Origin of the sequence: Tumebacillus avium (genome assembly GCF_002162355.1) — a bacterium.
GTDB classification, from domain to species: Bacteria; Bacillota; Bacilli; order Tumebacillales; family Tumebacillaceae; genus Tumebacillus_A; species Tumebacillus_A avium.
Window position 1 is genome coordinate 4627712 of the sequence record NZ_CP021434.1, and the last position, 23867, is coordinate 4651578.

28 protein-coding genes and 1 other annotated feature are annotated in these 23867 nt (G+C 56.4%); of the genes, 4 read left to right on the plus strand and 24 right to left on the minus strand.

Going from position 1 to position 23867, the window contains the following annotated elements; all coding sequences use genetic code 11:
* Nucleotides 1-9: 9 nt before the first annotated feature.
* The 3 genes from CBW65_RS21435 to CBW65_RS21445 form a co-directional block, all read right to left on the minus strand.
* The gene (locus CBW65_RS21435) at nucleotides 10-456 is read right to left on the minus strand and encodes an ACT domain-containing protein (RefSeq protein WP_232463393.1); all 447 of its coding nucleotides are present in this window, start codon (nucleotides 454-456) and stop codon (nucleotides 10-12) included.
* 119 nt (nucleotides 457-575) lie between these two features.
* Nucleotides 576-2501: an asparagine synthase (glutamine-hydrolyzing) gene (gene asnB / locus CBW65_RS21440; protein WP_087458595.1), complete on the minus strand. Its 1926-nt coding sequence runs from the start codon at nucleotides 2499-2501 to the stop codon at nucleotides 576-578.
* Nucleotides 2502-2607: 106 nt separating this feature from the next.
* Nucleotides 2608-3126 (minus strand): shikimate kinase, encoded by a 519-nt coding sequence (locus CBW65_RS21445; RefSeq protein WP_087458596.1) that lies wholly within the window; start codon nucleotides 3124-3126, stop codon nucleotides 2608-2610.
* Nucleotides 3127-3314: 188 nt separating this feature from the next.
* On the opposite strand from CBW65_RS21445, the gene CBW65_RS21450 reads away from it, so the two are divergent.
* Both CBW65_RS21450 and CBW65_RS21455 read left to right on the plus strand, forming a co-directional pair.
* Nucleotides 3315-3524, plus strand: coding sequence for a hypothetical protein (locus tag CBW65_RS21450; RefSeq protein WP_087458597.1), 210 nt, complete (start codon nucleotides 3315-3317; stop codon nucleotides 3522-3524).
* A gap of 145 nt (nucleotides 3525-3669) precedes the next feature.
* Entirely contained in the window at nucleotides 3670-3858 is a 189-nt protein-coding gene (locus CBW65_RS21455; RefSeq protein WP_157722114.1) for an aspartyl-phosphate phosphatase Spo0E family protein, read from the plus strand.
* A gap of 170 nt (nucleotides 3859-4028) precedes the next feature.
* Here the strand turns inward: CBW65_RS21455 and CBW65_RS24630 are convergent, their stop codons facing one another.
* Entirely contained in the window at nucleotides 4029-4283 is a 255-nt protein-coding gene (locus tag CBW65_RS24630) for a hypothetical protein (protein ID WP_198299683.1), read from the minus strand.
* A 37-nt stretch (nucleotides 4284-4320) separates the two neighbouring features.
* Here CBW65_RS24630 and CBW65_RS21460 point away from each other — a divergent pair, with 37 nt between their 5' ends.
* Nucleotides 4321-6471 (plus strand): M4 family metallopeptidase, encoded by a 2151-nt coding sequence (locus CBW65_RS21460; protein ID WP_198299684.1) that lies wholly within the window; start codon nucleotides 4321-4323, stop codon nucleotides 6469-6471.
* A gap of 340 nt (nucleotides 6472-6811) precedes the next feature.
* Here CBW65_RS21460 and CBW65_RS21465 read toward each other — a convergent pair whose 3' ends face one another.
* From CBW65_RS21465 to CBW65_RS21520, 12 genes are all read right to left on the minus strand, one after another.
* Nucleotides 6812-7084, minus strand: a complete 273-nt coding sequence (locus tag CBW65_RS21465; RefSeq protein WP_198299685.1) for a hypothetical protein — start codon at nucleotides 7082-7084, stop codon at nucleotides 6812-6814.
* 17 nt (nucleotides 7085-7101) lie between these two features.
* Nucleotides 7102-7419, minus strand: coding sequence for a hypothetical protein (locus CBW65_RS21470; protein WP_087458600.1), 318 nt, complete (start codon nucleotides 7417-7419; stop codon nucleotides 7102-7104).
* Nucleotides 7416-7868, minus strand: coding sequence for a PulJ/GspJ family protein (locus tag CBW65_RS21475; RefSeq protein WP_087458601.1), 453 nt, complete (start codon nucleotides 7866-7868; stop codon nucleotides 7416-7418). Before CBW65_RS21475 ends, CBW65_RS21470 begins: the two co-directional genes overlap by 4 nt.
* Nucleotides 7837-8199: a type IV pilus modification PilV family protein gene (locus tag CBW65_RS21480; RefSeq protein ID WP_087458602.1), complete on the minus strand. Its 363-nt coding sequence runs from the start codon at nucleotides 8197-8199 to the stop codon at nucleotides 7837-7839. Before CBW65_RS21480 ends, CBW65_RS21475 begins: the two co-directional genes overlap by 32 nt.
* Complete coding sequence (locus tag CBW65_RS21485) at nucleotides 8196-8663, minus strand: prepilin-type N-terminal cleavage/methylation domain-containing protein (RefSeq protein WP_087458603.1); 468 nt, start codon at nucleotides 8661-8663, stop codon at nucleotides 8196-8198. Before CBW65_RS21485 ends, CBW65_RS21480 begins: the two co-directional genes overlap by 4 nt.
* Nucleotides 8660-9034: a competence type IV pilus major pilin ComGC gene (locus CBW65_RS21490; protein ID WP_157722115.1), complete on the minus strand. Its 375-nt coding sequence runs from the start codon at nucleotides 9032-9034 to the stop codon at nucleotides 8660-8662. The genes CBW65_RS21485 and CBW65_RS21490 overlap by 4 nt, the downstream gene beginning before the upstream one ends.
* Nucleotides 9035-9077: 43 nt before the next feature.
* Entirely contained in the window at nucleotides 9078-10103 is a 1026-nt protein-coding gene (locus tag CBW65_RS21495) for a type II secretion system F family protein (RefSeq protein ID WP_198299686.1), read from the minus strand.
* A gap of 74 nt (nucleotides 10104-10177) precedes the next feature.
* Nucleotides 10178-11230: a GspE/PulE family protein gene (locus tag CBW65_RS21500; protein ID WP_157722116.1), complete on the minus strand. Its 1053-nt coding sequence runs from the start codon at nucleotides 11228-11230 to the stop codon at nucleotides 10178-10180.
* Between the two features lie 268 nt (nucleotides 11231-11498).
* Nucleotides 11499-12314 (minus strand): metallophosphoesterase, encoded by an 816-nt coding sequence (locus tag CBW65_RS21505; RefSeq protein WP_087458607.1) that lies wholly within the window; start codon nucleotides 12312-12314, stop codon nucleotides 11499-11501.
* 74 nt (nucleotides 12315-12388) lie between these two features.
* Complete coding sequence (locus tag CBW65_RS21510; protein ID WP_087458608.1) at nucleotides 12389-14008, minus strand: S-layer homology domain-containing protein; 1620 nt, start codon at nucleotides 14006-14008, stop codon at nucleotides 12389-12391.
* Nucleotides 14009-14095: 87 nt separating this feature from the next.
* On the minus strand, nucleotides 14096-15142 hold the full coding sequence (locus tag CBW65_RS21515; protein WP_087458609.1) for a S66 family peptidase: 1047 nt from the start codon (nucleotides 15140-15142) through the stop codon (nucleotides 14096-14098).
* A 201-nt stretch (nucleotides 15143-15343) separates the two neighbouring features.
* The gene (locus CBW65_RS21520; RefSeq protein ID WP_087458610.1) at nucleotides 15344-16669 is read right to left on the minus strand and encodes an MFS transporter; all 1326 of its coding nucleotides are present in this window, start codon (nucleotides 16667-16669) and stop codon (nucleotides 15344-15346) included.
* 126 nt (nucleotides 16670-16795) lie between these two features.
* On the opposite strand from CBW65_RS21520, the gene CBW65_RS21525 reads away from it, so the two are divergent.
* Nucleotides 16796-17587 (plus strand): sulfite exporter TauE/SafE family protein, encoded by a 792-nt coding sequence (locus tag CBW65_RS21525; RefSeq protein ID WP_087458611.1) that lies wholly within the window; start codon nucleotides 16796-16798, stop codon nucleotides 17585-17587.
* A gap of 46 nt (nucleotides 17588-17633) precedes the next feature.
* Here the strand turns inward: CBW65_RS21525 and CBW65_RS21530 are convergent, their stop codons facing one another.
* The 8 genes from CBW65_RS21530 to CBW65_RS21565 all read right to left on the minus strand — a co-directional run bounded on the left by CBW65_RS21530 (nucleotide 17634) and on the right by CBW65_RS21565 (nucleotide 23861).
* Entirely contained in the window at nucleotides 17634-18008 is a 375-nt protein-coding gene (locus CBW65_RS21530; RefSeq protein WP_087458612.1) for a M67 family metallopeptidase, read from the minus strand.
* 6 nt (nucleotides 18009-18014) lie between these two features.
* Nucleotides 18015-19301: a GTPase ObgE gene (gene obgE / locus CBW65_RS21535; RefSeq protein WP_087458613.1), complete on the minus strand. Its 1287-nt coding sequence runs from the start codon at nucleotides 19299-19301 to the stop codon at nucleotides 18015-18017.
* A gap of 15 nt (nucleotides 19302-19316) precedes the next feature.
* The gene (locus tag CBW65_RS21540) at nucleotides 19317-19910 is read right to left on the minus strand and encodes a Spo0B domain-containing protein (protein WP_087458614.1); all 594 of its coding nucleotides are present in this window, start codon (nucleotides 19908-19910) and stop codon (nucleotides 19317-19319) included.
* Nucleotides 19911-20041: 131 nt separating this feature from the next.
* Nucleotides 20042-20344 (minus strand): 50S ribosomal protein L27, encoded by a 303-nt coding sequence (gene rpmA, locus CBW65_RS21545; RefSeq protein WP_087458615.1) that lies wholly within the window; start codon nucleotides 20342-20344, stop codon nucleotides 20042-20044.
* A gap of 33 nt (nucleotides 20345-20377) precedes the next feature.
* Nucleotides 20378-20713: a ribosomal-processing cysteine protease Prp gene (locus CBW65_RS21550; RefSeq protein WP_087458616.1), complete on the minus strand. Its 336-nt coding sequence runs from the start codon at nucleotides 20711-20713 to the stop codon at nucleotides 20378-20380.
* Between the two features lie 6 nt (nucleotides 20714-20719).
* The gene (rplU, locus tag CBW65_RS21555) at nucleotides 20720-21028 is read right to left on the minus strand and encodes a 50S ribosomal protein L21 (RefSeq protein WP_087458617.1); all 309 of its coding nucleotides are present in this window, start codon (nucleotides 21026-21028) and stop codon (nucleotides 20720-20722) included.
* An 11-nt stretch (nucleotides 21029-21039) separates the two neighbouring features.
* Nucleotides 21040-21114, minus strand: a sequence feature (ribosomal protein L21 leader region).
* 76 nt (nucleotides 21115-21190) lie between these two features.
* A complete protein-coding gene (locus CBW65_RS21560; protein WP_087458618.1) occupies nucleotides 21191-22879 on the minus strand; it encodes an Rne/Rng family ribonuclease in 1689 nt (562 codons plus the stop codon).
* A gap of 82 nt (nucleotides 22880-22961) precedes the next feature.
* Complete coding sequence (locus CBW65_RS21565; RefSeq protein WP_087458619.1) at nucleotides 22962-23861, minus strand: M50 family metallopeptidase; 900 nt, start codon at nucleotides 23859-23861, stop codon at nucleotides 22962-22964.
* Nucleotides 23862-23867 lie beyond the last annotated feature (6 nt).

Below are 23867 nucleotides of genomic sequence, written 5' to 3' on the forward strand. Positions count from 1 at the left end.
TCTGACAGCTTAGGAGTAGCCGACCACTTCCGCCTTGCGCACGCCTTGCAGCTTTTCGAGGCTTTCCAGCAGTTCATCGACCGAAGTGGTCAGATGTTGCACTTCGACGGTCATCGTCAAATGGGCCGCCTGGCTCATCGGAATCCCTTGATTGATCGTGATGATGTTGCCGCCGTGCTTGGCAATCGCGTTGAGCACCGCCGACAAGACGCCTTGGCGGTGCTCAAGGATCAGGGACAAGGTGATCAGTCTCCCCTGACCTTCTTCTTCGTACAGGAACACAAGATCCCGATATTTATAAAAAGCGGAACGCGACAAGCCCGCCAAATTGACAGCATCGTGCACCGTGTTGGCTTCGCCGCGGGCCAGCATGTCTTTGACTTGAACGGTCTTGATCATCGCTTCCGGCATGATATCTTCTGCGACCAGATAAAAGCAGCGCCGCTTGGAACTCACAGTCGAACCCTCCCCATTATCACTTTTACTTCTATTGTATAGAAAGTACGGATTATTTAATAGTCTATCTCCATAAAAAAGAGACCCTCTGCGCGAACAGAGGGCTCGGGTCGATGAAATTAGTAAGCGGCCAGCGGCGCGTTGTGCTCGCGGCGCGTCTTGACGGTCGGCGGCACTTGCGGCGTGATCGTCACGGAACGCTCGACGTAGATCTGGTGCCACATCATGAAGACGAGGATCGTCCAGACTTTGCGCGCGTTGTCGCGGACGCCGTTTTTGTGATCTTCGAGCATCTGCATGACATACTGCTTGTTGATCAGGTGATCGATTGGGCTGGCGTCGATCAGCTCGCGTGCCCACTGGTAGTGCTCTTTTTTCAGCCAATGGCGGGTCGGCACCGGGAAGCCGAGCTTCGGACGCTCTGCCACTTCTTTGGGCAGAATGTCGCGCACCGCTTCACGGAGCACGTATTTGGTCGTGCCGTTCATCGTGCGGTACTGGGCCGGAATCTTTGCGGCAAACTCAAACACCTCTTTGTCGAGGAACGGAACGCGCAGCTCCAGCGAGTTGGCCATCGTCATCTTGTCCGCTTTCATCAAAATGTCGCCCGGCAGCCAGGTGTGGAAGTCGATGTACTGCATTTTGGTCACGTCATCGTACTTCGCCGCACGGTCATAGTACGGCTGGGTGATGTCGAGGTAACGGCGCAGACCCATCTGCTCCGGGTTCATGCGCACGAACTCCTCTTTCATCTGCTCGCCGAAGATAAAGGCGTTGCCGACGAAGCGCTCCTGCAAGGTCTTGCCGCCGCGCATCAGGAAGGAACGACCTTTCATGCCTTCCGGGAACATCTCCGCCATCGAGCCCAGAGTGCGGCGCATCGACATCGGCAGGTAGTCGAACATTTTCAGGGACAAAGGTTCACGGTAGATGGTGTAGCCGCCAAACACTTCGTCCGCCCCTTCGCCGGACAGGACGACGGTGATGTAACGGCTCGCCAGCTCCGCGACAAAGTACAGCGCAATCGCCGACGGGTCGGCGATCGGCTCATCCTGATGGAACATCAGGCGCGGCAGCACATCGAGGTATTCCTTGGCCGTGATGATCGTGTCGCGGTGCTCTGTGCCGAGGATATTCGCCGTCTCGCGGGCATAAGCGATCTCCGACTGTCCGCCTGCGCCTTCAAAGCCGACGGTGAACGTCTTGACCTGCTCCAGCTCTTTGAGCAGGGAGACGATGGTCGAAGAGTCGACACCGGAGGAGAGGAATGCGCCGCGCGGCACTTCGGAGTTCATGTGTGCTTTGACCGAGTTGCGGAGGATCTCCTGCGTGCCTTCGATGTAGTAGGACAAGGGACGGTCTTCCGGCTCGAACTTAAGATCCCAGTAACGGGTGATCTCTTTGATCTTGCCGCCTTTGATCACCATGTAATGGGCAGCCGGCAGCTTGTGGATGCCTTTGAACATGGTCAGCGGGTCTGGCGCGTACTGGAAGGTCAAGTAGTTCCAGAACGACTCCGGGTTGACGTCGCGGGCCACGCCCGGCGCTTCGAGCAGGGATTTGATCTCCGAACCCCAGACGATGCTGTCAGTCGTTTCCGTATAGTAGCACGGCTTGATCCCGAAATGGTCGCGGGCGATCAGCACCATGTCATTGCGCGTGTCGACGATCGCAAAGGCAAACATGCCGCGCAGCTCTTTCACGCAGTCCGGGCCTTTTTCTTCGTACAGGTGGACGATAACTTCGGTGTCAGCCTCGGTCTGGAACTGGTGTCCGCGCTCGATGAGCCATTTGCGCAGCTCCTGGTAGTTGTAGATCTCGCCGTTGAAGGAGATCCAGACGGTGCCGTCCTCGTTGGGCATCGGCTGATGGCCGCCTTCCAGGTCGATGATCGACAAGCGGCGGAAACCAAGTCCAACCGGCCCTTCAAAATGCATGCCCGAATCGTCCGGACCGCGGTGCACGATCTGAGCGTGCATGCGCTCCAGCACATTTTGGTCAACCGGCTGTCCGGTTTTGTTGTACATTCCCACGATGCCACACATCTATGTAAAACCTCGCTTTCTCTATCGAAGACGATGAACTCGTTTGTATCGTATTGTTTCATATACAGGCAGAACTATTAAAGTGTAGTCTCTTTCATTCTGCTCGTCAACGCGAAGAACTAGACAGATTTTGGATGATTTCAGCCGTGATTGACTGAATCGAGCGGTCAGTCGTGTCCACCGTCCAATTCGCAAAATCATACAGGCCTTTGCGTGCTTCCAGAAGCTCTTCCACACGGGCGCGCAGGCCGGTGTCGCTTGGCAAAAGCGGGCGGTTCTCATCCTGCCCGACGCGGCGCACGATTTCGTCGAGAGATGCGGTCAGATGGACGACATCGCCGCTTTGTTTCATCAGTTCGCGGTTCGCTTCCGACAACACCACTCCCCCGCCGGTCGTAATCACCGCAGGTTCGCGTTGCGCGAGTTCGGTGAGCATCACATGCTCCAGGCTGCGAAAATACGCCTCTCCCCGCTCGGCAAACAGCTCGGGAATCGGACTGCCCTGGGCCTGTACGATTTCTGCATCGGTGTCGTACAAGTCAACCCCCAGCTCCGCGGCCAGCGCCTGCCCGACGGTCGTTTTGCCCGTACCCATAAATCCGATCAGATACAGTCGCCTCTTCATAGTATTCGCTCCTTGTGGCTTTCTTTTGGACTCATCATAATATGACGCGCGAAAACGGGCAACCGTCACACCTTGTTCCCAGAAAAAGTTACGTGTTTCGTAATAATTTCCCGTTGTTGTCTATGGTACAATAAGGGCGTACTCAAATATTTATGATCTTGAAACTATATATGAAGGAGTCTTGCGCCATGTGGGATAGCTTTTTGCACTGGATGGGCGAAGCGACGATGTGGGACTGGATCTGGCACATTGTGGCTGTCGTCGTCACTCTTTATTTGAGCGTGCCCGGCCTGTGGTGGCCGCACGTGGAAAAATATATGAAAAAGAAAAAAGAACGCGAAGCTGCTGCCAAGCTTGCTGCTGAGCAGGCAACGATGAATATGTCCAAGGGCAAGTAAGCGCGGATTGGAATCGCTCCGGTGCGACACCGGGGCGATTTTTCTTGACAGGGTTCTCTTTTTTGTGTCGAAAGAAAAAGGTAGAGCCGGAATCTCACCGCGCATATACTGCAATATGTCAGATGCGAAAAGCGGGGGATGGTTCATGACGAGCAGCATGCTCGCGGTGCAAATCGAAGGGTTACGGTCGGAGATGATCAAGGTCGCCGAACGCCAAGGCAGCCTCGTCGACCCCCAAGTGGTCGAGATCAGCCAGCGACTCGATCAGCTGATCCTGCTGATGCAGCAAAACAAGAGGTTTACTGCCAATCGCCTGCACAAGCGTCCTAATTAGGACGCTTTTTTTGTTTTTTTAAAAGAAGATCGGAAGAGAAAACTTTCGTTAATGAATAAGTGAAGATGCGTAAAAAGCTAGTTTTGACTAATAATTAATATCATCTGCTCTGTAATTATATTCCATCGTTTACATGAGTGATTACATAGTGGTATTATGTGGGTAGATGTTTAAAATAAATCTGGATTAAGAAAGGGGAATAAATACATGAAAATGAAGAAGGTTCCAGCTTTTGCCGTTGCCTCTACCCTTGTGCTGTCAATGGCTGCGATAAATACTTTTCCTGTATTGGCTGCTCCGTCAGAAAAATCAAAAGCGGTCGATCGGCAGGAATCTGCGAGAATAGATATTTCTGAAAATTCAAAAGGTAAAGAAAATTTATCATGGAACATCAAGAAAGATGTGCCGAGTTTTGTTTCTGGCAAGCTCTCTTCCCGTACGGTGCGCTCCGGGTCGGATGCTGTGGCAGTGCTGGAGGAGAACCGCGACCTGTTTAATATGGACTCTGCTCAGCTGGAGCTGACTCCGTTTGATACGATCAAGGACGAGCATGGACAAGCGTTTAAGTTCCGTCAAACTTATAAAGGCGTGCCGGTCTTTGGGAATGAGCTGATTTTGCACACGGATGCGGATGGCAAGGTCACTGCGGTCAACGGGTATTATGACCCGGTGGTGAAGATCAAAGGCTTGAAGGTGAAACCGTCGCTGTCTGCTGACCAAGCGCTGACCGTTGCCAAGCAAACGCTGAAAGTGACCGCTGCAGCATCGTTTGATGTGCAGGAGTCGCAGTTGGTCGTTTACGAGGCTGGTGAAGGCGATTATCATCTGGTCTACCTCGTGACGCTGTCGACGCTGGACGGCACGCCGGTCTATGCGGATGTGTTTGTGGATGCGCACGACGGTGCGGTTGTCCACACGATCTCCAAGCTGTCGATGGTCGCAGCGGTCGCTCCTGCTTCAGGTGTGCTGGATGATACGAAGACGCTAAATACGGACTTGGTCTCCGGCCTGTACTACTTGAGCGATGTCACCAAGCCGATGTTTTCCACCGGCGGCAAGATCGACACGTATTCGGCCAACTACGGGCTGTCGCTGCCGGGCACGATGCTGTCGAACACCGACAATGTCTGGTCGGACAAGGCGGCTGTTGATGCGCACTATTATGCGGGACTTGTATATGACTACTACTATACGGAGCATGGACGCAACTCGTTTGATAACAACGGGGCGACGATTAAGTCGACCGTTCATTACAGCTCGAACTATAACAACGCGTTTTGGAACGGCGGACAGATGGTCTATGGGGACGGTGACGGCAAGAACTATCTCGCCTTTTCAGGCGCGCTCGACGTGGTGGCGCATGAGTTGACACATGCAGTGACGACGAAGACGGCCGGGTTGATCTATCAGGACCAGTCGGGCGCGTTGAGCGAGTCGTTCTCGGATGTGTTTGGGGAGTTGATTGAGAACAAGCCGGATAATAACTGGCTGGTTGGCGAAGCGATCGTGACGCCAGACATTCCGGGCGATGCGATGCGGTCGCTGGCAGACCCGGGGGCGTACAATCATCCGGACAACATGGCGGAGTATTTGTACACGTCGGCCGACAGCGGCGGTGTGCACACGAACTCGGGGATTCCGAACAAGGCGTTTTATCTATTTGTGACCGCGCCGGGCATGACGCAACAAAAGGCCGGCAAGGTGTGGTATCGGGCGTTGACGCAGTATTTGACGTCGAAGTCGATTTTTAATGACGCGCGCAATGCGACTCGTCAGGCGGCGATCGATCTGTACGGCGCCGGGTCGGCAGAAGTGGCTACTGTGGTCAATGCGTGGGAAAGCGTTGGGGTGAATGACTCGACGGGCGATCCGTTTGAGCCGAACAACTCGAAGGAATCGGCGTATGCTCCGGTGATTTCGGACACGACGTATAATGGACGCATCACGTCGGCGGGCGATGAGGATTGGTTTAAGTTCACGCCGAGCGCGAATGGCAATGTGACCGTTTTGATGAACAATATGGCGTATGATTATGATCTTGCTGTTTATGATGCAACTTCGAATCTGATCGGCCAGTCGACGAACCGCGGGAACTTGGCGGAGACCGTGGCGTTTAGCGGGACGGCTGGCGCGACTTATTATGTGAAAATTGTGGGCTATAATGGGGCGCAAAGCTCGACTTCGGTGTATACGCTGAAAGCGACGTTCCCGACGGTGACGACGAACAAGTGGTTCTATGAGACGCTTCCGATGGATACGCCTCATCCTTATCCGGTGAGCTATAACAACAGATATCAGCACACGTATAAGAAGCAAGGGGCGCAGAAGGTTGCGCTGCACTTCTCGCGCTTTGAGACGGAGCACACGTATGATTATGTGCAGATTCGGGATAAGAATGATTTGACGGTGTATACGTATACCGGGACGCTGGCCGGTTTCTGGGTGACGCTGGACGGTGATGAAGCTTCGGCGATTTTGTTTAGTGACAGCTCGGTGACGGCGTTTGGCTATACGATTGACCAGGTGGCTTATTATAATCCGACGGCGATTGTTTCGGCTGGGATGCTGGCGGAGGAGCCGAAGACTAGTTTTGTGGATCCGATTGAGGAGTAAAGTGTGAGTAAAAGGCACAAAGTTCAAGACCCCCATGCATGCGCATGGGGGTCTTTTTGTTGTTGGGCAGAGGGCTGGGGCTGGGTGGTCGGGTCCGGGCGGGACATGCTCCGGGTTCACGTTTCATCTGTACCCCTTGATTGAGTAAAACCTTTTTAGAGGTAGGGTAAAGATTCAAAGATCACCACTTCCGCATATCCCGCCCTCCCCCAAGTTTTTCAGGTGCCCGGCGTTTGGAAGTTCGTTGCAGGATGAGTTGATTGCTCGTTGTCTGCCTGGGTTTTATGAGTGGCAGTTGCGATTGCTTTCCTGCTGCTCGCATTGATAGATTGGTCGATTGTTAGGACTCCTGACCATCTTGTTCTTGTTGCATGGTGTTGTTCTGAGCATTGTTCTGAGCATTGTTCTGAGCATTGTTCTGAGCATTGTTCTGAGCATTGTTCTGAGCATTGTTCTGAGCATTGTTCTGAGCATTGTTCTGCGCGTTGTTTTGACTTTGGTTTTGGTTGGCCGCTTGTTGGAGCTCTTCTTCGTCTCCTTCGGCGTTGATGAACTGCAGGACTTGCATCAGGCCGGTATTGTCTCGGCGCTGCTGTTGTTGATCGTCTGCCATGTGGCATCACCTCGGGATTAGAATACCCGTTTGAGGACTGTCTTTATTTTTCCGATTTCACCGGTCGCTTCGATGTGGACAACTGCTCCTTGCTCGTAGATGCGGAAGGCGTATGTTCCCGCTCCGAGCGAGACGCTCGCTTGGGTGCCACGCCAGGATGGGTCTTGTTGGAGGCGATCCTTCGCGAGAGCGAAGGCCGCTTCGGCGAGGTAGTAGGACTGGTTGGATCGGGTGAGCTCGGTGGTGATCTGGAGGTCTTGGGTGGTCAGGGTAAGTTGAGCGCCGAGGAGGAGCAGGGTCAGCATGAGCAGGGTGATCGGCAGCACCAGCTTCATGGGCGGCTCCCCCTGCCTGTCCAGGTCTGGGTGGTGCCATCGAGGTGGATCGTGACCAGCTTGCCCTCCTGCTCGGTCGTGAAACGGCAATCGGTGAGTTTGGAACCGATGACGGTTGACCCAACCCCCTCTTCGTCGCGCAAGAGCAGACCGCCCGTGGTGAGCTGGTAACGGATCAGTCTGCCTTCCCCGTTTCGGAACGCTAAGCCGCTTAGCTGTGGGGAGAATTGGATGCCGTCTCGAAGTTCTGTGCCAATTCGATGCAGTAATATTGCTGTCCGCTGGCGGGTTTCGATGCGGTCCGTCACCTCACTCCATTGGGTGGTCAGAGCGATCAGCCACGCCGCAAGCACGGGCAGCAACAGCCCTGCGACCGTTAGGGAGATCACCAGCTCCAGCAAGGTGACACCTCGCTCGTCATGGATGATAGGTCGCCCACGTCTGCTCACGGGCACGCCCCCTCTCCTGCCAGGTGTAGGTGATGGTGACTCGGTATAGTGCCGCTTCTGGAATGATGGTGATGGTGAAGCGTTCGGTGATGGCTGTGCCTCGGATGTTGATCTCGGTGGTGTCATCGCGAGCGGCAACGCTCGGCTCGGCTTGCAGGCGCTCCAGGCGGGACACCGCTTGTCGGGTCAGGGATGTCTGCAGCTCAGCCTGCCGCTCGGCGGCCAGGCTGGCTTGCCAGAGTCCAACTGCCAGTAAAACGGTGAAGGAAGTAACCACTATGGCGCACAGCGCCTCGATGAGTGTGAAACCCTGTTCATTTTGGGGCATCATGGCTGCACCCCGTCATAGACGATGTGCCCGGAGACGGGCGAGATTTTGATGTCCGCTTGCTGGCCGGTGGCGTTTACCAGTCGGATACTGCCGCTGCCTGTGGCGCGGGTCGGGCTAAAACCAAGGGTGGCGACCGTGTTTTCGATGTAGCCGAGGCGGTAGGTCACACGGTTTGGGAGCTGCTTTTGTTTTTGGAAGACCCCTTTCTCCCACAGGGTGTACCGGGGTGTGAACCGAGTGAACTTTACTTCATGCTCGTCTCCGTGCACCCAGGCGCTCACTTGCGCGCTCCGCAGGTCGGAGGTGACGGCACGGCTCGCAGCATCCAGCTCGAACCACTGGTACAGCCGATTCACACTGGGGATCAGGAGCGCAAACATCACGCCGAGGATCGAGAGGACGAGGAGCAATTCCAGCAAGGTGTGTCCAGCTTGGGCACGGTAGCGATTGCCATTGCCGATCATTGGCCGAGCGCTCCGTGCACCGGACAGTCGAGGACGACGCTTTTTCCGTCTGCTGCCACCGTGATCGCATAGGTGCCGCCGCCGGGGCAGGACGGAAGGCTTTGCAGATAGCCGCGGTCGACCATCGCTTCCAGACGCTCGGTGTCTGTTGCGCCTGCCGGGTAGGAGTTTTCGATCAGGTAGTAGTTTTCCAACTGCGCACGCAACAGCCGCTGGTTGCCTTCACAGGTGACCGTCTGGGCTTTTTCTCCGGTGCCGCGCAGATTCGGCAGGGCGATGGCGATCAGCACGGAGATGACAAACACCACCACCGCCAATTCGATCAACGTGAAACCTTGCTGACTGCGCAACATCTGGAACCATTTTCGCATCGAACTCATCCTCTCGTTTATGAAATTGTGTATGAACTTGCCGTTAAATCGTTTGAATCAGGTCGAGCATCGGCCACATCATCAACAAGGCCACCAATCCGACGAACAGACCGGCGATCAAGATCAGAATCGGCTCCAGCCCTTTGATCAACAGGCTCATCATCTGCTTGCGCTGCTCGGCCAGCTCGCGTTCGACCGCCAAGAGCGCGCGGGACAAGTCTCCCGTCACTTCCGCCACTCCGATCGCGAGCGGCAGCGCGGCATCCAGTTGCTCGCCTGCGATCGCTTCGCCGAGCGGGCTGCCCAGCAGCACTTTTTCGCGAATTCGCACACAGGCGGTGCGGTTCTCTTCGCGCAGCGGAAGCCGCTCCTGCACCTGCAACGCCTGCAGCAGCGGTACCCCGCCGTCGAGGAGGAGACCAAGCGTCGCCACCCATTCGTGCGTGCGCTCGACGAGCAGCAGACGGCGCAGAAAAGGCACTTTCCGTAGCCTGTTTAACACGGAATAAGTGCCCTTTCCCCTCTTTCTGCTCCTCTTCCACACCATGCCGGCACCGCCGCTGGCAAGCGCGGCTCCCAGCAGGGTCGGAAACAGATCAATCATGCCAAAAAGCACCCGGGTCGCTCCCCGCACTTCCAGCCCCATGCCGGCATACAGCGCGGCAAACCGGGGCACGACAACGCTGAATAAAAACAGGGAGAGCAGGAGCAACACCGCTCCGACCAGCAAGGGGTACAGCATGGCCTGCCTCCGCTCCCGGCGCCACTTGACCTGCTCGGTGCAGTAGTCGGCCGAACGGAACAAACTGCCGGCCAGGTCGCCGCCATGTTCGCCAACTTCGACCAGCGCCTGCATCATCAGCGGCGCATCTCCCCGTTTTAAAGAGTCGGATAGCGGATGGCCCTCCTGCAGGCGCACCTGTAGCTCTTGGAGCCAGGTACGCTCTTTGGCGCTGCTGCGCACCGCCAGAAAGGCCAGCGCTTCCAGCAGCGGCACACCACCGTCCAACAGTCGTGCCAGCCGCCCGGCAAAAGCGCCCCAAGCAGCGACATCGAGCCGTTTTCTCATGACAGCCCCGGTTCGCCGATCACCCGCTCTAAGCCGACTGGCCAAAGCGTTCCACGCAGCGTCAAGCCGCTTGGTCATGAGAGCCCCCGCTCGCCGATGATCCTGTCGAATGTCTCTTCGTCGACCTCACCTCGATCCAGCCAGTCGCTGAGCACATCGGGCAGCAAGCGAACGCCATCTTTTTTTGCACGCAGGGTCAGTTCCCGCGCGTCCGCCTTTTGGTACAGGGCTTGGCGGATCGACTCGGTCATCGGCAGGCATTCGAATACCGCTTTGCGCCCGGTGCTGGTCTCGACGAGGCGCTGGCCGATCACGCCGCGCAAGGCGGTCGCCACGACTTGCGGCGGCACCCCTAAGTCGATCAGGCGCAGAAGCGCGCTGACCGCACTTTCGCTGTGCAGCGACGTCAGCACCAGATGCCCGGTCAGCGCAGCCCTTGCTGCCACCTCAGCCGATTCTTCATCGCGAATTTCGCCGATCATCAGCACATCGGGGTCCTGCCGCAGCACCGATCGCAAAGCCACGCCAAAGGACAGCCCCGTGCGCGGCGAGATCTCGACTTGGTTGATGCCGGGGAGTTTGACCTCGACCGGATTTTCCAGACTGGACAAGTTCAAGCCCGTCGCGGCCCGCTCTTGCATCGCCGCATAGAGTGTGGTGGTCTTGCCTGATCCGGTCGGACCGGTGACCAGCACCATGCCGTGACGCGCTTCGATCCACGAGTTAAACAGCCTGCGCTGTCTCGGGTCCATGCCCAGCTCGTTCAGACTGCGCCGGGCCCGGTTTTGCAAAAGCCGCAGGGCGAGCTTTTCGCCATGCACCGTCGGAAGCGACGAGACGCGCACGTCAAACGCCTCGCCGTCTGCCGCCTGCACTTGAAAACTGCCGTCTTGCGGCAGCCGTTTTTCCGCGATGTCCATCCGCGCCTTGAGTTTGATTCTCGATACCATCTGCTCCAAAGTCCCGTCCAGAGCATCCCACCGCTCCAATTTCCCGTTCACTCGCACCCGCACTTGACAGCCGCCGTCCGCTCCCGGCTCGATGTGCACATCGCTTGCCCCTTCTCGATAAGCCAGGCCAAGCAATTGCTCCAAGCGGTCTGTCGTGACTTCTTGATCGTGATTCATGTTTTGCATGAACTCCTTTTGTCTGGTTTGACGGATGCGCATCCTGACAACTGTTTTACCACTAACCTTTCACGTGAATAAAGAGTTTTTCGGAATACAATTTTACTGAAATGGAAATTAGAGACCGTTGATGAGCCGTCACAAGCGGCATTCGGAGGTCTGGCACTGGCAAGTTTTGAAATAATTTTCGCGAAATTAGCAGGAATCCTACCACCGGAACAGAAAAGGGTAGGAGCCTCGGCAACATCTGCCTGCTCCTACCCTCTCCTTACTGCCCTTTCACCGTCAGGACGCTGACTCTGCTCCGATTGAGAAAGCGAATCGGAATTCCGCTCGTTCCCAACCCGCTGTCGATGTACAAGACCGTCCCCTCCGCCAGCTGAAAAATCCCTTTGTCATACTTTGGAAAATACCCTTGTCCCGGCGCGACCACCGCTCCGATCAGCGGGAAGCGCACCTGCCCTCCGTGCGTATGTCCTGACAAGATCAAGTCCGCCTGAAACGCCTGCGCTTTGCGGATGATCATCGGATCATGCGCGAGCAGCAGCGTGAACCGCTCCCCTGCTGCCACGCCCTGAAACGCCTCGACCATGCGGTCCCGCTTCGTATGCGGATCGTCCACGCCCACGATGGTTATCTCGATGTCCCGGATCGTCAGTTGGGCACTCCCGTTGCCCAGCACGTTCACATCCCGCCTGCGCAGACCCTCTGCCATTTCCCTGTAGCGTTTATGCTCCCAGTCGTTATTGCCCGACACGAAATACAGATGCGGGCAGGCTTCCCGCAGCTTTTCGATAACGCGGTACACCCGGTCAAAATGTGGCTCTGTTCCGTTGATCAGATCTCCGGTGATCGCCACCAGATCGGGACGCGTCGCTTTGACCCGTGCCAGATAATCGTCGCTCAAGCGCATGTTATGCAGATCTGACACCTGCAGAATGCGCAGTTCCTGTCCCTCCGCCAACCCGCTGCACGCCAGTTCAGCCGTTTCAATTTTCGGGAAGAAGGTCTCAAAGATCACAGCTCCGAGCACCAGCAGCGCCAGTGCCAGCAAAACGAGCAGGAGGATGATCCAAATGGTCATGTCCAACGTTCCTTTCTTCAGACAAGCAGGAGCCCTGCAACGGCTGCACGGCTCCTTCGCTTGTTAGGTTTTCCTCACTCCAGCGCTTTCAGCCACGCGAGCCAGGAGGTATTGAGCTCTTCCATGCTCACGCCAAGCACCTTCGGGGCGGCTGTGTGGAACTTCTGTTTGTTTTCCGCATCGCGGACGGCGATCGTGCCTGCACCAAACGGGAACGTGCCAAGCTCTGCGGTCAGCGCCTTGACCTTGTCTGCTCCATAGGTCTCGGAGAGGAAGCGGACGACCATCCCGCAGACCGTATAGTATTGCTGGACGTCAACGCCAGCGGTCATCGTTTCAAGATTTTTCGCTTCCAACTCCGGCAGGGAGAGAAGCGTGCCGTCCCACGGCGCTGTCTGCTGTCCGGAATAGTGCACGGCGAGCCCTTCCGCGTACCAGTAGGGCAGGTTGTTGTTTGCGATGGCGATGGTGATCTCATGTGTCGTCTCGTGGCCGATGATGATGGAGTAGTTGGCGGCGCTCCCCCTCAGGGAATTCGCTTTGATCGACTCGGAGTATTCGTACCAGCCCGAGAACCGCCAGCCAAAGGACAGCTTGACCGACTGGCGCAGCAGCTCCAAGTCGTCATACAGCTTGATCGTCGTCTTTTTGCCAAGGCGCTTGTCTTCAAGCTGCTCCATCAGCTGGTCGTAGGCGAGTTCTGCATCCACGGCGATTTTTTCAGCGACTTCACGGTCGGGGCGCAGGTATTTGATCGAGTAATGCTCCGTTTCCAGCGTTTCAAAATTGAGATCGCTGTCGAGCATCCCGTTTTCCGTTTTGATAAACCGCTCCTGGTAGGTGATCTGGTACGGTTCGCCGTTCATGGTGTAGGATTGTTCGAACTTGACGAGCACCGTCTGGTCATCCAGCCTGACCACGTCGATCGGCTTCAAGTCGAACTCCTCGATCAGCTCCGCATGGGCGGTCAGGTCAAGGAACCAGTTTTTGCGCTCGGCGATAAACTCTTGATGGGCAGGGTCAAGAGTGCCAAGGTAGGCCTGCAGGTTCTTGTCGCGAATGGCTCCGGTCTGTGTCATGATCGTTTGCCAGACACCTGCGATTTGCGACTGGTGTGCCGCGTGAACGTCCATCGTTTTGACCATCATCTTCGCCGCGTCTCGGCGAATGACCGGATTGTGCGGCTTGAAATGCTCGCCCGCGAGGTCGATCAATCCGAGACCAGCCGCACGATGCGCAAAAGACTGTGCCCACACAGCGATCGTCTCTTCATCGGCAAAATCGGCCGTTTCGCCTTCCGTGCCGACCCCGGTCGCCTTGACCAGCAACACCGCCATCTCCTGCCGGGTAATCGGCCGATCCGGGTGGAAGCGCCCTTGCTCATCGCCGCGCAAAATCTCTGCATCGGCCAGCGCTTCGATGGCGCCGTACGCCCAGTCCCCCATCTTTACATCGGAAAAAGACGGCTTGGTCTTCATCGTCAGCGGGATCGCATGGAGCAGATTGGCGACGATCATCGCCGCCTCCCGCCGGGTCAGCGCGTCCAGTTCGTGAAAGTTCCCGTTTGTATCTCCAAACATCAGCCCTCGATGTTGCGCTTTTTCTACCCATGGCGTTTCCTCAGCAGCCCATGCCGGTGTTGCCGTCCCCAGCAACAGCACGGCTGCCAGCGCCGCTTTCCCCCATTTGGTCATCTGCCAGTCTCCTCTCGTAATCTCTCTCTAATAGAGTTAGACGCAGAATTTTTCCAAATCATTTCAAAACAGCCAAGAAAAACAAAATTAACGATATTCCATCCCAACTGTCCCTTTGCCGTTCTGCACAGACACCCGGGCCATCGCGCCGTTGACGAAGATCATCTGCGGTGGCATATGCCCGATGTCCGCATCATAGATCACCGGCACCTGCAGATCGCCAAGCGCCCGGTGCAGCGCATCTTGATAGCTGAAATCGGCCACGTCGATATTGCCCCGCGCCCGTCCGATCAGAAAGCCCTTGGCCCCTGTGAACCAGCCGGCTTCTTTCATCTGCCACAGGCTGCGGTACATCTCAGCCGCATTGATCTCCGAGCTTTCCAGATACCAGATCACTCCTTCTTCCCGGCAATACTCGCGGACAAACTCTTGTACCGGCGCATACGGGGTGCCAACCAGCGAACGCAGGATCTCCCAGCAGCCGCCGAGCAGCCGGCCGGAGAACTCCACCGCCGTTTGCGGTTGCTGCTCAGCACCGAGACATTTCCATTCTGTCTGTTCGGTCAGAGCAAACGGGTCGGACGGCAACTTGCGCGACCAGTGTTTTTGGTAGCGTTCGGACGAATGCTGCACGATCTGTCCGCCCTCCGGTGTGGCCAGCGCATCCACCCAGCGCCTGGTCAACTCATCCCACGGTGTCGTGCCCAGATCGAAAAAGTTGTTGCCGTGCGCCGTCGCATGCCCGGTCAATAGCGTGTACACGAAGCAAAATGTCGTCAGATCGGAGTAGCCGAGCACCCATTTCGGGTCTGCCTGCCGCAACAGCTCCCAATCGAGCAGCGGCAAAATCTCAAATAAAAACTCCCCGCCCCACACCGGCACCACCGCCTGCACGTTCGGGTCGAGCAACAGGCGCTGCATCTCTTCGGCCCGCGCTTCTTTTGGAGCTGAGGTCAACTGAACGTTGCTCCACACCATGTCGCTGATCTGCACGTCATAGCCTGCCGCTTCGACATTGCGCTTGGCCTGCTCCATAAACTCTTTCCAATCGAGCGTCACCCCGGAGGACGGCGCATTGACAGCGATCCGTCCGCCAGCAGGCAACGGCTTGGGATAGCGGATTTTTTGGGTCATCTCCTTCTTCCTTTCCGGCAATCAATGATTTCTTTGGCATAATTGTAACATTTTTCTGTCACAATAGCCTCAGATCATTGGTTTTACATGCCGGGGAGTGAATCGGCTTACACTAATCTTGGATTGTTACGAAAGAAGGTGCACGCATGCGAATGTTGCTGCATGGTCTGTGGATCGCATTGATCATCCTGTTCGCCTGGATTACTGTGGAGCGGCGTTGGTTTGCCGATCCGGTCGAGCCGCCCGATCACCCCGACGATACCGAGTGGTGGTAGACGCCGGCGGCAAACGGAACGACCAGAGGAAGGCGACGAGCAAGAGGATCAGCACGAACACAAACAACGATGGATAGGAAAAGATCACGGTCAGACCGGCCGAAAAGACCGGGAGCACCGCCACCGGTGCGCTGCACATGTTGAGATACGCCACAAAGCGTCCCCTCGTCTCATCCGTACAGATCTCCAACAGATAATTGGTAAACCCAATCCAACTCCCACCGACGACCCCCAGCATCACAAATGCCAGCAGCACGTAGGCGCGCACCTGCTCCGCCGTCTTGCCCATCCCGGCGAGCAGGATCAAGATCGGCACGAGGACATTGATCAGCGCGGTGAACTGAATCGCTTTGCGGTTGCCGTACTGCGCGGAAAACCAGCCGATCAACAGGCCGGAGAGAATCCCGCCGACCACTTGCGCCATGACCAGCGTCCCGATAAAAGACAAGCCGATCCCTGGCAAGCCTTGCACATACAAAATGTAGAACGGCATCACCAACTGGTGCATCCCGACCAGCGTTTGCACGATCAACAGCGTTCGAAACGCGCGGTTGCGCTTCCACGCGCGCGGCAAACCGCGCAGGGTGGCCGACCAGGAGGATTCTGGCGCGCTGACCTTGCGGCGCGGCCGGTCTTTGACACAGAGGAAGGAAAGTGTGGAGAGGAACAGCACAGCAAAGGCTAGGGAAAAGAAGATCAGAAAGTTGCCCGGATACGGGTAGCGCTCCGGATGAGCCATCACCTGCTGGATGACCAGCCCGCAGCCAAACGAGCCAACCGCGCCCAGCGACTGCATCAGCCCAAACAGCCGTCCGTGGTTCTCCGTGCGTATCGTGCGGCCAAACAGGTCCATCCAAGGCACTTGGATAATGCCTTCGCCCAGCGAAAACAACGTATACCCGATGAAAAACGTGAGCAGCACAGCTTGCGAGGAAGGGGTTTGGAGCAGAACAAACGGCAGGAAGAGGAAAGCAAAGCGGCAGATCAGATAGGTCCAAAAGACGAAGCGGTCCAAACGGGGGATCCGGGACATCCACTGCGCCATGAAGATCTGCGGCAAGATGAATCCCAGTTGGCGAATGGCGATCGACAGTCCGATCAGCATCGGCGAGCCGCCGACGTGTTCGAGGAACAAGGGGATTAAAATCGTGGCATCGAGGATGGTAAGGGCGGCGTTATACAGCGCGCCGTCAAGCGTAAGCATGGCAAAATTACGCCTCTCAAGCGCCGAACTGAACCAGTTGGGACGCATACAAAGAGAGCCTCCTTTAAGGATCGTTATAGTTTTAGTGGGAAGAACCGTTTTCTTGCGGTACAATGAAGCGGAACTGTCCAATACATACCAACAAGGGTCTTACGGAGGTGTTTTCTTACAATCATGATCGATGCACTCCTTTTGTTTTTCACTGGTGTTTTAGCCGGGGTGACCGGCTCGATCGTAGGACTCGGCGGCGGATTTATTGTCGTGCCTGTGATCTCCTTTTTATACACGATGGTGCCTGCTCACATCGTCGGCACGTCGATGGCCGTGCTGTTCTTCAACTCGATCTCCAGCACGATCACCTATGCCCGCCAAAAGCGCATCGACTTTGCCGCTGGCATCTCCTTTGCCGCCGCCAGCATCCCCGGTTCGATCATCGGGGCGTTTATCGCAGAAGGCATGGCGAGCAAAACGTTTTTTGTCGGCTTCGGCTGTTTCCTGATCTTCATCTCGCTGTTTCTCGTCTTCAAGCCGAAAAAACCGGTTCGCTTGCCGCTCGAACCCACTGTGCACCGCAAATTCGTCGACGCATCCGGCACGGAGTTTGAGTATTCGTATCACCGTCCTCTCGGAATCATCATCTCGTTTGTGGTCGGTTTCATCTCCAGCCTGCTGGGCATCGGCGGCGGGAGCATCCTCGTGCCGATGATGGCAATCCTGTTCGCCTTCCCTCCGCACATCGCGACGGCAACCTCGATGTTCACGATCTTCTTGTCGGCGATCATCGGTACCAGCACGCACTGGTACCTGGACAACATCGACTGGATGAAAGTGCTGTTCTTAGCGCCCGGCGCTTTTGTCGGCGGACTGATCGGCGCACGGCTGGCTCCGAAACTGCTGGCTCAGACGATCTTGCGCATTTTGTCAGCGATGCTGATCATCGTGGCAATTCGCCTGATTACAAAATAGATATGTCGAATGATCTACACCCTAGAACAGACAGAAAGAGGACGGCTCAAGGAGCCGTCCTCTTTATTTGACACGCCTGCCAGACAGGCTGTTCATCTTGAAACGAAACGATCACACACCACAGTTCCAGGTACATCCACTCCCGCAAGTCGCGGGCGGAAGGAACGGCGGCGGCTGTGGGATGGGAATGCACCAGCGCCAGAGGCGTCAGACCGGACGCGCTCGTCTCAGCCAGCGCATCCAGCCATTCCTGCGGCTGCACGAGATAGCCGGTCAGCGGGTCGGCTGCCACATTGCGCAAAGGGCGCCAATGCAGCACCTCGTCCCCTTGCCCGCTCCAGAGCCCGACCCCTTCCTGCGGCAGGCAGTCTTGCAGATCGGCGATGGTCTGTGCGACCAGTTCCTCCGTCACCTGCAGCATGAAGGACTACTCGGCAAAATCGAATTCGTACTCGCCGATGCGGATGGTGTCGCCTTCAACTGCACCTTTTTTGCGCAGTGCCGAATCGACGCCTTTTTGTTTCATGATGCGCTGGAAGCGTTTGACCGAGTCGTATTGAGTGAAGTTGGTCATCACGCACAGCTTTTCAATCCACTCGCCATTGACGACATAAGCGTCGTTGTCGCGGGTGATCCAGAATTTGTCCGCATCGTCTTCCAGACGGTAGATCTTGCGGTCCGGCGTCTCTTCGACCTCTTCGAGCTGCGTATCCAGTTGCAGCGCCGCATCCAAAGCGTCGGCCACCGCATAGACCAGTTCGCGCAGACCCTCACGGGTCACGCCGGAAATCGGGAAGATCGGGTAGTTGTCCCCGACCTGCTCGCGGAACTTTTGCAAGTTCTCTTCCGCTTCCGGAACGTCCATCTTGTTGGCAGCGATCAGCATCGGACGGGCTGCCAGACGGTCGTTGTACAGTTCCAGTTCGCGGTTGATCGTCACAAAGTCCTCGTACGGGTCGCGCCCTTCGGTGCCGCCCATGTCGACGACGTGGACGATAACGCGGGTGCGCTCGATGTGGCGCAGGAACTGGTGGCCCAAGCCGCTGCCTTGGCTCGCCCCTTCGATCAGACCGGGCAAGTCGGCCATGACAAACGTGCGGCCGTCGCCTGCGTCAACCACACCCAAGTTCGGGGTGATCGTTGTGAAGTGGTACGCGGCGATCTTCGGCTTGGCAGCCGAAACGGTAGAGATCAGCGTCGATTTGCCGACGCTGGGCAGACCAAGCAGACCGACGTCTGCGAGCAGCTTCAACTCGAGGTTGATGTAGCGCTCCTGGCCCGGCTCGCCTTTTTCCGCAATCTCCGGCGCCTTGTTATACATCGTGGCAAAGCGGGAGTTGCCGCGACCGCCCCGGCCGCCGCGGGCGATAACGAGCCTTTGACCATGCTCGATCAGTTCGCCCAGAAATTCATTGGAATCCGCATCGGTGATGACGGTGCCCGGCGGAACTTTTATGTACATGTTTTCGGCGTTGGAACCGTGCTTGTTGCTCGTTTTTCCATATTCGCCGCGCTCCGCCTTGAAGTGGCGCTTGTACTTAAAGTCGAGCAGGGTGCGAAGCCCTTCGTCGACCACCAAGACCACATCGCCGCCCTTGCCGCCGTCACCGCCGGCCGGACCGCCTTCCGGAACATATTTCTCGCGGCGGAAGGAAACGATGCCGTTCCCTCCGTCGCCGCCTTTTACGTAAACTCTCGCGGTATCTACAAACATCTCAGTCACCTCAGTCTATTCCTGCGCTTGAAAGCGAATCGAATATTCGATTCCGTCTTCCTCCTGAAGCTGTTTAAACTCGATTCCCTGCTGCATCCATTTCTCTGCCCACGCGGAAAAATCGGGCTCGCTGTCTCCGGCGCTGTCGAGAAACCATCCTATCTCATAGCCTTGACCGAATGCGACAATCCATACATCCATTCGCAAAGGTTCCAGCAAGGTCATCGAATGCTTGCCGACCGTGTCGAGCAAGTCGAACAGCACCTGCGCAGCCCGGCTCTCAGCTGGCAAGGACGGCGTTTCTAATTGTTCATATGAGGCGTGCAAATGCAACATCTGGTAGCAAATGTCGCGCGTCAGCACCACATACGAGATCATCGGGCTGGCAATCGCCGACATTTCGGTGTGCCGCTGGGCTTCGGCGATCAAGTTTTGAATCGGCTCTTGCAGTCGATCAAACTTTTTCATCTGGGAATAGGCGTGAAGCAGTTGCACCTGATTCATCAAATCATGCCGGTACGTGCGCAACACGTCCAGACTGTCTTCCATCAATCGACGAATTTCCAGTACGTTAGTTTGCTCCGAAGGAAGGTTTTGATTCATACTCATGTCCTTTCTTCCACCATGGTCACATCATTGCCTTAGCCTCATACACTTCGACAACCGGAAAAGAATTCCTGTGGTCTATGCTATAAAAAAAGCGACTCTCCGCGAGGGAGAATCGCTTTTCGCAAAAGCTCTTACGCTTCAACAGCTTCTGCAACCACGACCGGGTATACGCTGACTTTCTTCTTGTCGCGACCCATGCGCTCGAAAGCAACACGGCCCTCAACTTTAGCAAACAGCGTATCGTCGCCGCCGATACCGACGTTCAGGCCCGGGTAGATCTTGGTGCCGCGTTGGCGAACCAGGATCGAACCAGCGGTAACTACCTGACCGTCTGCACGCTTAACGCCCAGACGCTTCGAGATGGAGTCACGACCGTTTTTGGAGGAACCTACCCCCTTCTTGGACGCGAACAGCTGAAGGTTCAATTTAATCATTTCATTCCACCTCCGATACTGTGGATTGTGCCCTTAACGGGACTTCTCGGTAAATTTCACAAAGTCCGGATATGCATCCGCGACTTGACGAATTCCAAAGGACATAGATTCCATAAGCAATTGGAGCTTTTCATTCTCCACGCCATCCAGTGCAGGCACTTCGCATACGACATCACCAGAGGCGATCTCGTCGTCTGTTGCGACGACTACGCCAAGCAATTGCTCCGACGAGTTGATCGCATTCGTGACCAAAATCGAGACGGCAGCACACACGATATCATAACCGTGGTCGGCTGCGCCTGCATGTCCACGAACAGAAAATTTCCGTATCCTGCGCTGATCGTCACGCCAAATAACCGAGCGGATCATGCGAGATTACGCGTTGATCTTTTCGATTTGAACTTGGGTATACGGTTGACGATGACCTTGCTTACGACGGTAGTTTTTCTTAGACTTGTACTTGAAAACGATGATCTTCTTCGCTTTGCCATGCTTCAGGACTTTCGCAGAAACGGTTGCGCCAGCTACAGCCGGGGAACCAACTACTACGCCGCCTTCCTTGGAAACGAGGAGAACTTCGTCAAAAGTAACAGCTTCGCCTTCAACGTCGAGCTTCTCAACGAAGATCACGTCGCCTTCTGCTACCTTGTACTGCTTGCCGCCAGTCTTAACGATTGCGTACATTATGTGCACCTCCTATTACTCAGACTCACTACTCCTAGGTAGTCACAAGGACGTTTCGAACCCGGACTATGTGGTTACAGCGTGCACGAACTATAAAACTACAGAACATCACGCTACTAACGTATAGTATCATAGTCAGCAGCGCGATGTCAACGAAGCGATTTAGTTGGGTCGTTGCACGATATTTGCTTTGGCATAGGTGCGAAACACCTGCGCAATTTTGATCAGCACCGTTTCACCGACATGCATGCCGGCGTTTTGCACATCGAGCACATAGCCTTCCAGCCGGGCGATGCCGTCCCGCGTGTTGTGCGCGTGCGGCTCGTCGATCCGCACTTCGAGGACTTGTCCGATCTGCACCGGCAGCGCTCTCATCTCGACCTCGGCGACCGTGCCCGCCCAGAGAATGCGGTGTTCGGCCATGTGCAGGCTCTCGCGCCCTTTGATGAAGATGCGCTTTTTCGTCTCCCGCTCCAGGCGCTGCAGGTTCTGCCCGCCCGGACCGATCAGCTGCGCCGCCACCAGCGGGTGGCATTCGATCAGCACCGCCGCGTGCTCCTGCGTGGCGAGGTACTCCAGCAGTTCGCGCTCGATGCGGGCGGCCATCGTCTCTTCGGAGAAGACTTTGCCTTTCCCTTCGCAGTAGTGGCAGGGGCGCATCACCACTTCATCGAGCGACTGGCGCACTTTTTTGCGGGTCATCTCGATCAGGCCGAGCTGCGTCATGCCCAGCACATGGGCGCGAGTGCGGTCCTTTTTCAACTGGGTCTCCAGCTCTTCCAGCACCAGTTGCTTGTTCGCCGGATCACGCATGTCGATAAAGTCGATGATGATAATCCCACCCAGGTCGCGCAGGCGGACCTGACGCACCAGTTCGCGGGCCGCTTCAATGTTGGTCTTCAGCACCGTCTCCTCAAGCGACGTCGTGCCGACGAACTTGCCGGTGTTGATGTCGATCGCCGTCAGCGCCTCCGTCTGGTCGATCACCATGAAGCCGCCCGACTTGAGCCAGACTTTGCGCTTTAATGCTTTTTCGAGATCCTGGTCGATGCGGTGGGCGGAGAACAGGTTCTCTTTGTCCTTGTACAGCTTGACGCGCTCCTGCAGATGCTTGGAGCCGTATTGCAGCAGTTCGCGCACCGTCTCGTACGCCTCCGCCGTGTCGACGACAAACTCGTCCACATCGTCGGTAAAAAAGTCGCGCACGGAGCGGCTGAGCAAGTCGAGGTCGCGGTAGACCACGCCGGGCACCTTCACGCTTTTCGACTGTTTCTGCACGCGCTGCCACTGCGCTTTCAAGAACGTATAGTCATTTTCAAAAACGGATGCTTCTGCGCCTTCCGCTGCGGTGCGCACGATCACGCCCGTATCTTCATCGCGGATGCGCTCGGCGATCTCCTTGATCCGATCGCGCTCCGCTTCATTTTCGATCCGGCGCGACACGCCGACATACGGCTGTCCCGGCATCATCACCAGGATGCGGCCCGGCAAGGACAGGTTGGTCGTCACCCTGGCGCCTTTGCTGCCGACCGCCTCTTTGCTGACCTGTACGACGATCTCCTGCCCTTCGCGGAGCAGTTCATTGATCTTCGGCTTGGTCTCCGGCGGCGTTTCGCCCGGCAAGAGCGACAAGGCGTCATCTATGTAGAGAAAGGCGTTCTTCTCGATCCCGATATCGACAAACGCCGCCTGCATGCCCGGCAGGACATTGGCTACGCGGCCTCTGTAAATATTGCCGACGACGCCTTCCCCGTTGCTGCGCTCCAAATAATATTCCACTGTGCGGCCGTCTTCCAGGATGGCCACGCGCAATTCACGATGATCGGTTGAAACGAGGATTTGTTTGCGCATCTGCACACCCTCCCTTTGCCAATTGCAGGATTCTAACGGCTTACCTTTCGACAGCACGCACCGAATTCCTCTTCCGTTGCCATCAAGCGGACGGTTTGCGCCGCTCTGCCAGTTGGCGCAACGTCATCCGCATGCCATTCTCTTCAAAGACACTATGCACCAAATCATCCTCCGCTAAAACAGCGGTCACATTTTTTTGTACATCCAGCACGTAGATCATGTGATAAGCGTCCGGAGCGAAGCGTTCGATCACCTCGCGCACCTTCATCGTGTCCGGCACCGCGAGCGACCGCACTTGCTGCGGCTCTTTGCGCTGCTCCCGCCGCTTGGCATCGAGAAAACGGATCACGTCGACGCGCATCTGCTTCTTTAACTCCCACGCAGAGAGCAGCAGAAAGGCGCCAAGCGTCAAAAAGCCGACATTAAAGTAGCCGACCCACAGCGACACGAGCCCCACGATGACCAAGAGCGCCCCCATCCCAAAGGACATGCGAATCGACACCTCCGTAGCCGCGCGGTACCCCTGCTCCCGGGACGCGGCGGCGCGCAGAATGCGCCCTCCGTCCAGCGGCAAGGCGGGCAGCAGATTGAAAAAGCCGATCATCAGGTTGCCTTTGATAAAAAACTCGGTCAGCCACTCCGACCACAGCCCGGCTGCGTGCAGCAGAACGGCGACCAGAATCATCAGCAGGTTGTTCAGCGGACCTGCGATGGCGATCGCCACTTCGTGCCTCGGATTCCACCCCATCGCGCCATGCTCCAGCTTGGCCACGCCGCCAAAGGGCAGGATCACCATCTCGCGAATTTTGTAGCCGTAGGAGGTGGCGACAAAGACGTGCCCCAACTCGTGGATGATGACGATTGTAAACAGCACGAGCATTTCCACCAGCATCCCCGATGCAACGGCAGCCACACAGAGCAGCAAGAACAGCGGATGAATCCTGACTTTCATGCCAAACGGCCAAAACTTGCTGAGGTTCATCACGTT